This is a genomic window from Eggerthella hominis, from assembly GCF_014287365.1.
Taxonomy (GTDB): Bacteria; Actinomycetota; Coriobacteriia; order Coriobacteriales; family Eggerthellaceae; genus Eggerthella; species Eggerthella guodeyinii.
In genome coordinates, this window is the sequence record NZ_JACOOA010000013.1 from 21,107 (window position 1) to 33,680 (window position 12,574).

Sequence of the window (12,574 nt, forward strand, 5' to 3'; positions counted from 1 at the left end):
CGGTTCGTGCCGATGACGGTCGGGCGCGCGAATCCGCTCATGCTAACCAGTTTTTTCGTTTTGCGTGCGATTCGGCGCTTCGAAGCACCCTTGGACGTCGATTTCCGAAAGCGGTTTTTACGTTTCCGCAGGTCGCGTGATGCACGTTCGACCGCTGCGGGGCAGCAAGCCCCCTTGAGCGTACGCAAAACGAAAAAATTGGTTAGAACTCGGCGATTCGCGTGCCGCGCCGCGCCGCCATCGGCACGAATCGTCGTTCTCTCGATAACGGCGGACGCTCTCGGCGGAGGCTCGGAGGAAGGGGCAGGCGCAACCCCGAGGCGGCATGCGTCGAATGCGTCAAACGATAGATCAAAACATCCGTTCTCAAATTCCCGATCAGATACCATACCATCGTGCTATACTCTCCCTATCCACCCCCGACCTCTGGAGGATGCCCATGACCGCCTGGCACGAGCTGTTTCCCGCGGATCGCGAGCCGACGATGGACGACGTCGCCGCTCACATCGCCAACCCCCTGTGGGGCGCGTTCACCGCGTTCGTCGACGAGACGTACGGCGCGCAACCGCGCATCGAGTACAGCCGATGCGGCGGCGCTCCCGGCTGGAACGTGAAGTACAAGGCGCGCAGCCGCGCGCTGTGCACGGTGTACCCGCACGACGGCTTCTTCATCTGCATGGTGTCGGTGGGCTCGAAGGAGAAGGACGAGGCTGAGGCGCTCATGCGGCGGGCCGACCCGTACGTGCGCGCGCTGTACGAGCGCTCGGCCGACAGCAGCATGGGCCGGTGGCTCATGATCGAAGTGACCAGCGATGCCATCTTGCGCGACGCCGAGGCGCTCATGCTCCTGCGCGCCGCGCCGAAAGGAGTTCGTTCATGATGCGCGACCCCGAGCAGACCATCGGCAATCTCGTCGACCACCAGAACGCGTCGTTCGTCGGGTCGATGGACGAGGACGGCTATCCCGAGATCAAGGCGATGCTGCCACCGCGCAAGCGCGAGGGAGTCCGCGTGTTCTACTTCACCACGAACACCTCGTCCATGCGCGTGCGGCATTACCGTGCGCATCCGCAGGCTTGCATCTACTTCATGGATCGCCGGTTCTTCCGCGGCGTCATGCTCAAGGGCGCGATGGAAGTGCTGGAGGACGCCGATGCCAAGGAGCTGATCTGGCAGGAAGGCGACGAGACATACTACCCCCTCGGCGTCACCGACCCCGATTACTGCGTGCTGCGCTTCACGGCCGAGCGGGGTCGCTACTACCAGAACTTCGGATCCGAGGACTTCGTCGTGCCGGTTGCGTGACCCGTCGGGCAGGTGCCGCGGGAGCTACCGGCGGTGCTGCTCGCGGTAGCGGGCGAGGGCTGCGTCGTAGCTGCCGGCCGTCCTCTTGAAGTAGATGCCGTACCCGATGGTGGCCAGGGCGAAGATGGCGAGGAAGGTGATGAAGAACGACACGATCACCTCGATTTCGCGGGGGAACCAGTTGCCGAACCAGCCGCAGGCGAACAGCATGCCCGCGCCGGTGACGGCGAACCCGGTGAGCCGCAGCGGATACGCCAGCTTCTTGAGGATGAGGCCGCTGAACCAGAAGCCTTGCAAGAAGGAGAAGCCGATGCAGGCGACGAGCAGGGTGAGCGTGATGGTGAGCCCTTGCGTGTCGGCGCCCGAGAGGCCGGCGTAGTAGTAGGCCATCGGCAGGCTCAGCGTCATGAAGACGGTGAAGGTGACGCAGGTGCCGAGAACGAATTGCTTGAGAAACGATTTCATGGAATGCTCCCTTGCAGAGGCGGACGGGTACGTTAGAGGTCGAGCTTGCGCTTGATGGCGGGCGCGTACTGGCGCGAGACCATCACCGATTCGCCGTTGTCGAGCAGCAGCTGCAGCCGCGCGTTGATCGCCGGGCGGATGGCCTTCACGTGGTCGAAGTTCGCCAGCAGCTGCTTCGACGCGCGCACGAACTCGGTGCCCTCCAGCCGGTCTTCCAGCTCGTACAGCCGCAGCGGCGTCTGGTACACGGCCTCGTCGGTGTACAGGAACGTGCGGCCGTCTACCGTTTCGGCGTAGCAGACGTCGTCGATGTCGAGCCGGTAGGTGGCTCCGTCGCGCTCGCCGGCGAGCTTGCGGTCGAAGGCGCTCAGGCTGGCGACGATGCGCTGCACCCGCTCGTCGATGCGCGGGCACGCCAGCGTGACTTCGATATCGGCGAGCCGGGGGTTCTCGGTGATGGTGACGTTCATAGACGCGCCTTCCGGAGGAGGGGAGGGGACGGGTGGTTGACCAACGCCGTCAGTATGCCGAATGCGCCGGACGCGCACAAGGCTCGCGCCCTCAAGTTGCATGCGAGCGCCTCCCAGTTGCATCGCAGCGCCCTCTCTTGCTATCATGGCCCTGCGAAGGTGAAAACACGGTCCGGTCGGTAGTCCGGGCGCGAAACCGAGGGCGCGCACGCTCACGCCCGCTTCGTCAGTAACCTGCCTCCTTGGTTGTCCGTCCTTCGCGCGGTACCACGACATACAAGGAGGAACATCATGCAGGTCATCACCTCATCCACGCTGACCGTGCTCCATGACGGCCAATTCTGGGTCGGCATCTTCGAGCACGCCGACGAAGGGCGCTACGGTGCGTGCCGCGTCGTGTTCGGCGCAACCGAGCCCACCGACACCGAGCTTTTGACATTCGTCGCGCGACGTTGGAGCGCGCTGCCGTTCGACCTCGCGGCCGATCCGTCCCCGGCGGCGGACGCCGCGCTCGCCCATGCGAACCCGAAGCGCCGCCAGCGCGAGGCGCGCAAGCAGATCGAACGCGCGGGCGTCGGGACGAAGGCCCAGCAGGCCATGAGCGCCAGCTACGAGGCGCACAAAACCGAGCGCAAGGCCGCGGCGCGCGAAGCCCGCGAGGCGGCTGGCGAGCGCCGGTTCTCCCTCAAGCAGCAAAAGCGCAAAGCCAAGCACCGCGGGAAATAGGGAGCTGCGGCCCCTTCCGCTGGCGCGCGGCGCGAGCCCCCTCGCGCCGACGGCGTGGTAAGCTGTCGGCATGCCCTCCGCCCGCTCCCGCACATACGCGCTCGTGCTTGTGAACGCCATCACGGCGATGCGCCTCGTCGGCTCGTTGGCGCTGCTCGCGCTCGCGCCGCTGTCGGCGCCGTACTTCGTCGCGTACGCGGCGTGCGGGGCGAGCGACGCGCTCGACGGGTGGATCGCGCGGCGTGCTGGCGCGACGAGCGCGTTCGGCGCCTCGTTCGACAGCGTGGCCGACACGGTGTTCGCGCTCGCGCTCGTCGTGTCGCTGTTGCCGGCGGCCGAGCTTCCCCTGTTCGTGTGGCTGTGGATCGCGGCCATCGCGCTCGTGAAGCTCGCGGCGCTCGCCGTCGGCTACGCGCGTTTCCGCGCGTACGCGGCGCTGCACACCTACGCGAACAAGCTGGCCGGTCTCGCGCTGTTCGCCCTCCCGGTGCTCTTCGCGTTCGCGGGCTCCGTGCCCGCCGCGGTCGCCGTGTGCGCCCTCGCCACGTTCGCCGCCCTCGAGGAACTGGTTCTCACCGTCAAGGCCCCTGCCCTCGATCCCAACGTCAAGGGCGTCCTCGGCTTCCGTCGGAAGCGCTAGAACAGGCTCGTTTGCGCGCCGAGGGGCTGGGCGGGCTTGTACGCGGCGATGATGTCGGGCATGCGCCACAGCAGGTCGTGCCGCGTGCACAGCGTGCGGAACAGGGCGCGATTCTCGGCTGCGCGGGGGCTGTTGCAGAAATAGCGGTCGCGATAGGCGGCGCGGTAGCGCTCGGGCAGCGCGGGGTCGATGGCGGCCACGCGGTCGAGGAAGTGCTCGCGCTGGCGGTCGCGCATCGTGACGCCCGTCATGTGGAAGACGAACCGCGCGCCGGCCGCCGCCGCGCCCTCCACGACGCCGCGGATCGTGTCATCGTCGTCCGTCACCCACGGCAGCGTCGGCGTGAACAGCACGCCGCAGAACACGCCGGCGCCCGCCAGCTCGGCCAGCGCCGCGAAGCGCTCGCTCGGCGACGGCGCGTGCGGCTCGATGATGCGCGCCAGCCCGTCGTCGGCCGTGGTGACGGTGATCTTCGCGACGGCGCCGCCTTGCCGGCCGATGGCGCTCAGCAGGTCCGCGTCGCGCGCGACGAGGGCGCTCTTCGTGTCCACCGACACGCCGAAGCCGAACTCCTCCAGCAGCTCGAGCGCTCCGCGCGTCACGCGCAGCTCGTCCTCGAACGGGTTGTACGTGTCGGACATGGCGCCGATGCCCACGATGCCGCGCGTGCGGCGGCTGCGCAACTCGCGTCGCAGGATGGCTAACGCGTCGAACTTGACGCTCACCTGGTCGAAGTCGTCGATGCGGTAGCACTCGCTTCGGCTGTCGCAGTAGATGCAGCCGTGGCAGCAGCCCCGGTACAGGTTCATGTTGTAGTCGATGCCGAACCATTCGTTTCCGTGCGTGCGCACCTTCTGGAGGATCGACCGCGCGCGCACGACGGGGCAGGGGCTTGGCGCGGCGTCGCTCATGCGGACGCGGGCTTCACGGGATGGCGGATCACCGTCTTGAGGTTCTCCGGCTTCGTGCGGCGCGGGTCGCCCAGGTAGATCTCGTGGTGCAGGCGCACCGCGGGCACGTCGCCGCACGCGTCGAGCGCGTCCATCATGGCCGCGGCGCTCGGCGGGTTCCCGATGTCGTCGACGAGGCCGGACGAGGCGATGAACTCCTCCATGCATGCGATGGTGGCCGGCTCGTCGTCGTACGGCCCCTTGTGCATGATCTGCGCGCACGGCCCTTCGGCGAACCGCACGAAGCGGGCGCGCCCAAGGTCGAGCTCGGGCTTCTTGACGGCAACCTGGTCGGCCGCCCACGCGCATACCTCGGGCGTGACGAAGTCGGGCTGGCGGATGAGCGAGATCCAGGAGAACGCGTCTTTGTCGAGGATGCGCTGGCCGTCGAAGGCTTCGTCGCTCGTCCACCACAGCCCCTCGAGGGGCGGCACCGCGTAGTCGAAGTAGCCTTGCGGCTGCCAGTCGCCCATCTTCGACATCTTGATGGTGTAGGAGAACGCGTACAGCAGCCCCAGCGCGTCGGCGTAGGAGCCGTTCTCCTCGTTCGGGTTGCCCGTGCCGGCCACCGCGATGAAGTTCATGGGCGGCACGTCCACGAGCGCGGGCACCGTCCGCGGCAGGTAGAGGTCTTTGTATTCCTTCGTGAAATTGAACGCGCCAGCCATGAGGTCCTCCGTCGGTCGTCAGGGGTCGTCGAATGTCAGTTGTTCGCGGCGTCCTTCCAGCGTTCGAGCGTGGGCAGCAGCGCCTTCAGGTAGGCGCGCGCCTCGTCCTCGGTGAAGGGCGCTTCGGGTCCGGCCATGTTCGCCACGCAGATGTCCACCATGTCCTCCATGGTGCATGCGCCCAGGTAGGAGCCGTCTGCGTAGCACCACTTGCAGTGGTGCTCGCTGGGGGAGCCGTCCGCTTCCGTACCCAGCAGGCTCGCGTCCGCGAGAGGCATGCCGCAGCTTTGGCACACGGCCTGCAGGGGCATGTCGAGCAGCTTCTCGATGGGCACGTTGAACGTGGTGGCGATCAGCTTGAGCACGTCGATGCCCGGTTGCGTGTCGCCGCACTCCCAGCGCGACACGGCTTGCCTCGTGACGAACAGGCGCTCGGCCATCTCGGTTTGCGTGAGGCCGTGGTGCTCCCTGAGCTCGATGAGCGTGTCCTTGATCGCCATGAAAGGCTCCTTTTCCCGGTGTCGATACGTGGTTTCATGGAACCACGGCGCACGCGGCCCCGTCAAGCAACAGCCGGTTGCCCGACGGGACGCGCGCGGGCATCGCGGGCGTTAGCGCAGGGCCACGTACACGTCGATGTCGGCGCAGGCCATGTCGTCGCCGGGCAGGTAGGCCTCGAAGTCCACGGTGAACGCGCGCTGGGCACACAGCTCCTCGTCGGCCCAGATCTCCTCCCAGGCCTTGCCGACGCTCGCCACGCAGTCGCCGCCGCGGATGGCGATCTTCGCATAGCGCCCGGCGGCGATGGTCTGGGCTTCCATGCCCTCGGGCGCGGCGGCGGGCGTCTCGCAGCCCACGAGCATCGTGTAGCTCATGTCGCCCATGTCGTAGTCGTAGTACAGCCCGAAGCAACCGTAGGGCTCGACGCGCGTCTCGGGGATGGTGCGGTCCATGCCCTCGCCCATGAAGCGCCCCCAGAGCTGGCCGATGGCGCCGATCTCCTCGGGGGAGTTGTTGGACGTGCGGATGGTGGGGCCGACGACGGTGCGCGCGGGAAGCTCGACGATTTCGTAGTTCATGGTTCGGATCCTTTCGAAGCGGTGAATGTTGACAAGGGGCACGATACCGAACCGAACCGGACAGGGCGTGTCCGCTTCTGCGAGAAAGTTGGGGAAATCGTAACAGCGAGCTCGAGCGTTGCCGGTGCCCTGCCGCGCTCTTTGCGATTGCCGCCGCATCGCCTAGAATAGCGGTGCGGCGTGGCGAGGCGTGGGGACGAACGGACGAACGGGGACGGGGACGAGGATGCTGGGAGATTTGGTGGTGTGGTACTTGTTCCTGGGCGGGGCGGGCGCCGGGCTCCTGCTCGTCGTCGCGATCCTCGAGTGTCTCTCCCCGCAGGCGGTCGCCGCCGATCGTGCCGGCCGCTTCGTGCCCCCAGGGTCGTACCGGCGGTTCTTCGGGCCGGCCTACCTGACGGGCATCGCCGCCATCGCCCTGGGCATGCTCTGCCTGCTGCTCGATCTCGGGCGCGGCGAGCGGGTGCTGGCCGTGCTCTTTCAGCCTACGCTCTCTTTCATCTCGGTGGGCGCGTTCGCCTTGCTCGCGCTGATCGCGCTCGCCGCGGTGCCGGCAGCCGTGTGGGCGTTTGGCTGCGCGTCTTTGCCGAAGGCGCTCATGCTGGTCGACCGCCCCCTGATCGCTGTCGTCGCGGTCGCGGTGATGGCGTACACGGGCCTGCTCCTCTCGAGCATGCCGTCGGTGCCGTTGTGGGCCTCGCCCCTGCTGCCCGTGCTGTTCGTCGTGTCGTCGCTCTCGTCCGGCATCGCCTTGCTGACGTGCGCGGTCGTCCTGACCGGTTCCGGCGAGGCGTTCGCGACCACGCTGGAGCGCCTGAGGAAGATCGACGCGGCGGTCATCGTGTGCGAGGTCGTCGTGCTCGCCCTGTTCACGGCTCTGGCGTTCCTCGGAGGCGAAACCGCGCGAGCGTCGGTCGAGCGGCTCGTGCAGGGCGATCTTGCCGCGCCGTTTCTCGGCCTCGTGGTGGCCCTCGGGCTGCTCGTGCCGTTGATCTGCGAGGTGGTCGGCCGCAAGGACGCTCTGCGCGCCGCCGTGGCGGCGAGCGCGTTCGTGCTGGTCGGCGGGTTCTTCCTGCGCTGGTGCATTTCCGAGGCGGGCATGGCCGTCGATATCGCGGCGTCCGTCACGCGGGTGCTTGGGATACAATGAAACGACGCACGGGCGAATTGACGAAGGGATGCGGCGCGGCGACGTGACTTGGTTCGAAGTAGACAAAGAGAGCGATCTTCCCATCTGGCTGCAGCTGCGCAACCGCATGGTGTACCTGATCACGACCGGATACTTCAAGCCGGGGGAGAAGCTGCCCACCGTGCGCGGTTTGGCTGCGGACATCTCCATCAATTTCAACACGGTGAACAAGGCGTACATCAGCCTGGTCGACGAGGGCTACATCGACTCGAAGCCCGGCCGGGGCGCCATCGTGCGCGAGATCGAGGAGGAGAAGAGCGAGAAGTTCGAGTCGGTGGACACGCTCATCGAGGATTGCGTCGACGCCTGCCTTGCCATGGGGCTGTCGTTCGACGATGTGAACAAGCGCATCAAGAAGAAGATGCGCGAAATGGAGAAGGATCGAAGTTCGAGTCGGAGCTAAGCGAAAGAGGGAAAGCGAGATGAAGAACGATAAGGCGAGCGCGCGAGAGCGGAATCGCCAGGGGGTGGTCGCCGAGACCCAAGTGCTCGAAACCGACCGGGTCGCCTCGAAGACGGGCGCGCTGATCTTCTCCCTGGCGCTGTTCGTGATTGCGTTCGGCCTGGTGCTGGTTTTGTGGCAGCTTGCCTGCGGAACGCTCGACGCGGTGAGCGTGATCGTTGCCCTTGCCGTTGCGTGGCTGGTGACGTCGACGGTGCACATCGCGCAGCAATGGGAGAAGATCGTCGTGCTGCGGTTCGGCAAGCTCAATCGCGTCTCGGGGCCGGGCCTCGTGTTCACGCTGCCCATCGTCGAGTACTGCTCGCTGAGCGTGGACATGCGTACGAGGTCGGTGCCGTTCGGCGCGAAGGAGACGCTGACCGCCGACCTGATCCCCCTCGACATCGACGCCGTGCTGTACTGGATGGTGTGGGATGCCGAGAAGGCGTGCATGGAGATCAGCAACTACAGCCTGGCCGTGCAGCTGGCGGCGCAAACCGCCCTGCGCGACGCGATCGGGCGGTCGAGCGTGGCCGAGATCACCATCCGCCGCAACCAGCTGGACAAGGAGCTCACCCAGGTGCTCGACGAGAAGACCTCGCAATGGGGCATCTCCGTGCTGTCGGTTGAGATCAGGGACATCGTGGTGCCCGAGTCGCTGCAAGAGGCGATGTCGCTGGAAGCGCAGGCCGAGCAGCGCAAGAAGGCCCGCATCATCCTCATGGAGGCCGAGCAGACCATTTCCGAGATGGCGAAGGAAGTGGGGGAGGCCTACGACGACAACGAGAACGCCCTGCAGATCAGGCGCATGCATCTGCTGTACGAGAGCGTGCGCGACACGGGCGGCACCGTGGTGGTGCCCAGCGCGTTCGCCGAGGGCTTCGGCGACGCTTTCCCTGATGAGATAGGTAAAATTATCGGCACGTAGCGCCCCGTCGAATTGATGACCTATTCCTGAAAAAGAATAATACAAAGCAAAGTTATCCTAGGACAAGTGTTGATTATCCTAGGATAACTTGCTATGGTGCAACCAGTGGAATTGGCCAATTCTCAGAAGATATCGGAGGGGGATATCCTGAAAGCGTGATTTCGCATCCGGTTTCGCGACGGCGTGCGAAGTCATCGGCGGATATTCCGACAGGATCTGAGGAGGAGAAATGTCGGGAACAAGCAGTCCGCAAGGCGGGCTCACTCGGAGGAGCTTTCTCAAGACGACAGGAGCAGTGGCCGGGACGGCGGCGGTCGGAACCCTCGTCGGGTGCTCCCATACGGCGAACAGCGCACCGTCCGAACAGGGTAGCGACTATCAGGTTTACTCGACTACGTGCATGAGCAACTGCCACGGCATGGCGTGCCCTCTTGACGTGTCCGTGCGGGACGGCAAAGCGTTCAACATCTCGAAATTCCAGATGAAGGACAAGAATCTTCAGGGGGTTTGCCAGCGCGGGTATACGAATATCCAGCGGATGTATTCCCCGAATCGCATCAAGTATCCCCTGCGAAGGGCGGGCGAGCGCGGTGCGGACGAGTGGGAGCAGATAAGCTGGGACGAAGCGATCGAGGAAATCTGCTCGAAGTGGAAATCATACCAAAAGGATTTCGGCAAAGGCAGCATCTTGTTCAGCAAGGGAACGGGTGCGACTTCCAACATCACAACGGGCTACGTTGACAGGCTCGTCAAGTACATGGGAGCTTCGAACATGCCCCTTGCGTACGATCAGGCGGGTTTCTTCTGCGGCACCACCTGTCTTGGTTTGGCGATGCCCTATACGTACTGGGGCACCGAGTCGCGCGATCTGGTAAACGCCAAGAACGTGATCGTGTGGGGCGCAAACCCCTCCGAGGCGGCCACGATATCGTTTCATCACATTTCAAAAGCAAGGGAAAACGGGGCTCAGCTTATCGTCATCGACCCCGTTCTCACGATAACGGCCGCGAAAGCGGACACGTATATTCCGATTCGTGCGGGTAGCGACGGGCTGCTTGCGATCGGCATGATGAAGATGATCATCCGAGATGGGAAGCAAGACAGCGATTTTCTTAAACATCAATGCGTCGCTCCGTTTCTCGTTAAAAAGAGCGATTGGACGTATGCGAGGCTCAGCGACATAGGGCAAGCTGAGGCTGGCTCTCAGGACGACGCGATTCTGGTTTGCGGCGAAGATGGATCGATCGGAGCTTCGAATCAAATCGCCGACCCGATTCTGGAAGGTACGTTCGACGTTGGGGGCGAAGCCGTGACGACCGCGTACAGTCTGTTGCTCGAGCGCCTTGAAGAATGGTCGTACGACCAGATCGCCGAGATGACCGATATTCCCCTCGACACGATCGAATGGCTGGCCGAGCAGTATATGTCTGGGCCGTCGATGGTGTTCTCCGCTCTTGGCATCGACCACTGGGTGAACGGGCATACGGGCTACATGAACATGTACGCGCTCATGCAGGTTGCGGGCCAGCTCGGCAAACCCGGGACGGGGGTGACGGTTGGGGATTCGTCCGTCCCGCAGGCTATCGGCCCCAATGCCACGGCAATCACCTCTCCCCGCGATGCCGAAGCTGGTCCCACCATCCTGGTATCCGAGGTGTACGATCTCGTGTTCAACAGAGAGCCAGGATCGGAAAAGCCCGAACTCAAAAGCATGTATTTCTGGCTGCACAACCCGATTGGCAATTTGCCCGACCGCAAAGCATGGCTCAAAGTGTTCGACGCGATGGAGCTTGTCGTTGTCGCAGACACCTGGATGTCCGAGTCGGCGCACTACGCCGATATCGTGCTGCCGGTCTCCTTTGTCTGGGAGCTGGAGTCGATCGCTGCCGCGGGCAATCCTTACCTACGGCTCATGGAGGCTGTCGCCGATCCCCAATTCGAGTCGAAAGGCGACTTGGAGATAGCGAATCTTCTGGGATGCGGTATGGGCATGGAAGATAAATTCCACATGACGCGCGAGGAGTTTCTCGAGGCCGTGCTGGACAACGATCTTGCTCGGAGCATGGGCGTGACGTGGGAAAGGCTGAAGAAGGAGAAACGGATCTACTCGTATCCCGATGAAGTTCCGATCTGCGGAAAGAATGGGTACAACACCGCAACGGGTCGCGCCCAGTTCTTCCGTGAGGCTCCTTCGCCCGCCCTCGACAACGGAACGAAATGGGATGTGAAGAGGGAGAGCCTCCCGTACTGGTCTGCTCCTCATGAGGCCTGGTATCAAAACGATCTGCATGAAACGTATCCTATCGTGTTCATGTCGGAGCGCTCGAAATTCAAAGCCCATACCCAATTCAACGATGTTCCGATGCTGCTCGAAATCGACCCAGAGCCCTACATCAAAATAAGCGAAGACGATGCGGCCGCGCGAGGAATACAAACCGGCGATCTGATGAGGGCCTATAACGATCGAGGCTACGTGGTTGCGAAAGCCGTTGTGAATCCGGGAATGAGGAACGGCATTGCGTTGATCGATCATGGTTGGGAAGAGAGCGGGTTCATTGAGGGGCACTATTCAGATTTGAGTTCCATCTTCTCGGGAAACGTCGTTTCGAATACCTGCTTTTTCGATTGTCTCTGCGAAATCGAAAAAGCTGAATAGGGGGTAGGGTATGCAATACGGAATGGTTATCGACCTCAAGCGCTGCATGGGTTGTCAAACGTGCTCTACTTCCTGCAAACTATCGAACAACTTGCCCGATGATACGTGGTGGACGCGCGTTCTCACCGTCGGGGGAGACGTTATCGACACGGCGAGCGGCACGTATCCCAACGCCCACATGCGCCACGTCCCTCTTGGATGCCAGCACTGCGAGAACCCGGCCTGCGTGAAGGTGTGTCCGGTCGGCGCCACTTTCAAGGATGCCGAGACGGGCGTCGTGCGCCAGGACTACGACAAGTGCATCGGCTGTCGCATGTGCATGTCGGCGTGCCCGTACACGGGCGTGCGCTCGTTCAACTGGGAGGAGCCGAAGTACGCGATAGGCTTTCCCGTGGGGGATCCCGATGCGTCGCCGCATCAGAAGCATACGGTTGAGAAATGCACGCTATGCAACAACCTTCTCGCCAAGGGCGAGGAGCCGAAGTGCGTTGTATCGTGCGTTGGAGAAGCGCGCCACTTCGGCGATTTCGATGATCCCGACTCCGAGGTGTCGCGGCTTGTTCGGGAGCGTGAGCATATGCAGCTGCTTCCCGAGATGGGCACGAACCCCTCCGTCTACTACCTCGTCTAGGGAGATAAGGAGAACGACATGTCTGAGAACGTATCGGCGGCAGAGACCGCCAAAGCTCCTGCTGCCCGGTTCGGGGGCAGGGGGATCAACGTCGGCATCGCGGTGGCCGCCGTGGTCGCGGCCGCGGGCGTCGCGCTGTGGGGCGTCCAGCTCTCCGGCGGCCTCGTGCAGACCGGCATGCGCAACCTCGACTCGTGGGGGCTCTACATCACCATGTTCATGTTCCTCGTGGGCCTGTCGGCCGGCGGCCTCATCATCTCGAGCGTGCCGCGCGCCTTCGGGATGAAGGGCTTCGGCGGCATCAGCAAGGTGGCCGTGTGGACGTCGATCTGCTGCACGGTGCTCGCCGTCGGGTTCGTCGTGGTGGACCTCGGCCAGCCGGCCCGCCTGTGGGAGCTGTTCGCCTACTCGAACCTCGGCTCGCC

At 64.1% G+C, this 12,574-nt stretch carries 16 protein-coding genes; 10 read left to right on the forward strand and 6 right to left on the reverse strand.

Features of this window, described 5'->3' with window-relative positions; all coding sequences use genetic code 11:
- Window positions 1-439 precede the first annotated feature (439 nt).
- Together H8S61_RS17010 and H8S61_RS17015 are read left to right on the forward strand one after the other, a co-directional pair.
- Window positions 440-880 carry a DUF3788 domain-containing protein gene (locus tag H8S61_RS17010; RefSeq protein ID WP_160942552.1) on the forward strand — a complete coding sequence of 147 codons (441 nt, stop codon included), beginning with the start codon at window positions 440-442 and terminating at the stop codon, window positions 878-880.
- Window positions 877-1,305, forward strand: coding sequence for a pyridoxamine 5'-phosphate oxidase family protein (locus H8S61_RS17015; protein ID WP_186939823.1), 429 nt, complete (start codon window positions 877-879; stop codon window positions 1,303-1,305). The genes H8S61_RS17010 and H8S61_RS17015 overlap by 4 nt, the downstream gene beginning before the upstream one ends.
- 24 nt (window positions 1,306-1,329) lie before the next feature.
- Here the strand turns inward: H8S61_RS17015 and H8S61_RS17020 are convergent, their stop codons facing one another.
- Window positions 1,330-1,770, reverse strand: coding sequence for a DUF3021 family protein (locus H8S61_RS17020; protein ID WP_160942554.1), 441 nt, complete (start codon window positions 1,768-1,770; stop codon window positions 1,330-1,332).
- A 32-nt stretch (window positions 1,771-1,802) separates the two neighbouring features.
- Complete coding sequence (locus H8S61_RS17025; RefSeq protein WP_160942555.1) at window positions 1,803-2,240, reverse strand: LytTR family DNA-binding domain-containing protein; 438 nt, start codon at window positions 2,238-2,240, stop codon at window positions 1,803-1,805.
- Between the two features lie 291 nt (window positions 2,241-2,531).
- Here H8S61_RS17025 and H8S61_RS17030 point away from each other — a divergent pair, with 291 nt between their 5' ends.
- Together H8S61_RS17030 and H8S61_RS17035 are read left to right on the forward strand one after the other, a co-directional pair.
- The gene (locus H8S61_RS17030; protein WP_186939824.1) at window positions 2,532-2,966 is read left to right on the forward strand and encodes a YjdF family protein; all 435 of its coding nucleotides are present in this window, start codon (window positions 2,532-2,534) and stop codon (window positions 2,964-2,966) included.
- 70 nt (window positions 2,967-3,036) lie between these two features.
- On the forward strand, window positions 3,037-3,606 hold the full coding sequence (locus H8S61_RS17035) for a CDP-alcohol phosphatidyltransferase family protein (protein WP_186939825.1): 570 nt from the start codon (window positions 3,037-3,039) through the stop codon (window positions 3,604-3,606).
- Here the strand turns inward: H8S61_RS17035 and H8S61_RS17040 are convergent.
- The 4 genes from H8S61_RS17040 to H8S61_RS17055 all read right to left on the reverse strand — a co-directional run bounded on the left by H8S61_RS17040 (window position 3,603) and on the right by H8S61_RS17055 (window position 6,303).
- Window positions 3,603-4,517 carry an SPL family radical SAM protein gene (locus H8S61_RS17040; RefSeq protein ID WP_186939826.1) on the reverse strand — a complete coding sequence of 305 codons (915 nt, stop codon included), beginning with the start codon at window positions 4,515-4,517 and terminating at the stop codon, window positions 3,603-3,605. The genes H8S61_RS17035 and H8S61_RS17040 overlap by 4 nt on opposite strands.
- Window positions 4,514-5,224, reverse strand: a complete 711-nt coding sequence (locus tag H8S61_RS17045; protein ID WP_186939827.1) for a GyrI-like domain-containing protein — start codon at window positions 5,222-5,224, stop codon at window positions 4,514-4,516. Before H8S61_RS17045 ends, H8S61_RS17040 begins: the two co-directional genes overlap by 4 nt.
- A gap of 35 nt (window positions 5,225-5,259) precedes the next feature.
- Window positions 5,260-5,724, reverse strand: coding sequence for a zinc ribbon domain-containing protein (locus tag H8S61_RS17050; RefSeq protein ID WP_186939828.1), 465 nt, complete (start codon window positions 5,722-5,724; stop codon window positions 5,260-5,262).
- Window positions 5,725-5,835: 111 nt separating this feature from the next.
- Window positions 5,836-6,303 (reverse strand): GyrI-like domain-containing protein, encoded by a 468-nt coding sequence (locus H8S61_RS17055; RefSeq protein ID WP_186939829.1) that lies wholly within the window; start codon window positions 6,301-6,303, stop codon window positions 5,836-5,838.
- 226 nt (window positions 6,304-6,529) lie between these two features.
- Between H8S61_RS17055 and nrfD (H8S61_RS17060) the strand changes: the two genes are divergently transcribed.
- The 6 genes from nrfD (H8S61_RS17060) to nrfD (H8S61_RS17085) form a co-directional block, all read left to right on the forward strand.
- Window positions 6,530-7,453: an NrfD/PsrC family molybdoenzyme membrane anchor subunit gene (gene nrfD / locus H8S61_RS17060; RefSeq protein ID WP_186939830.1), complete on the forward strand. Its 924-nt coding sequence runs from the start codon at window positions 6,530-6,532 to the stop codon at window positions 7,451-7,453.
- A gap of 43 nt (window positions 7,454-7,496) precedes the next feature.
- On the forward strand, window positions 7,497-7,895 hold the full coding sequence (locus tag H8S61_RS17065; RefSeq protein WP_244977556.1) for a GntR family transcriptional regulator: 399 nt from the start codon (window positions 7,497-7,499) through the stop codon (window positions 7,893-7,895).
- Window positions 7,896-7,914: 19 nt separating this feature from the next.
- Window positions 7,915-8,862: a slipin family protein gene (locus H8S61_RS17070; protein WP_186939831.1), complete on the forward strand. Its 948-nt coding sequence runs from the start codon at window positions 7,915-7,917 to the stop codon at window positions 8,860-8,862.
- 229 nt (window positions 8,863-9,091) lie between these two features.
- Window positions 9,092-11,518, forward strand: a complete 2,427-nt coding sequence (locus tag H8S61_RS17075; RefSeq protein ID WP_186939832.1) for a molybdopterin-dependent oxidoreductase — start codon at window positions 9,092-9,094, stop codon at window positions 11,516-11,518.
- Between the two features lie 10 nt (window positions 11,519-11,528).
- The gene (locus tag H8S61_RS17080; RefSeq protein WP_186939833.1) at window positions 11,529-12,149 is read left to right on the forward strand and encodes a 4Fe-4S dicluster domain-containing protein; all 621 of its coding nucleotides are present in this window, start codon (window positions 11,529-11,531) and stop codon (window positions 12,147-12,149) included.
- 18 nt (window positions 12,150-12,167) lie between these two features.
- Window positions 12,168-12,574, forward strand: a 407-nt coding sequence (gene nrfD / locus H8S61_RS17085) for an NrfD/PsrC family molybdoenzyme membrane anchor subunit (protein WP_186939834.1), incomplete at its 3' end; no start/stop codon positions are given.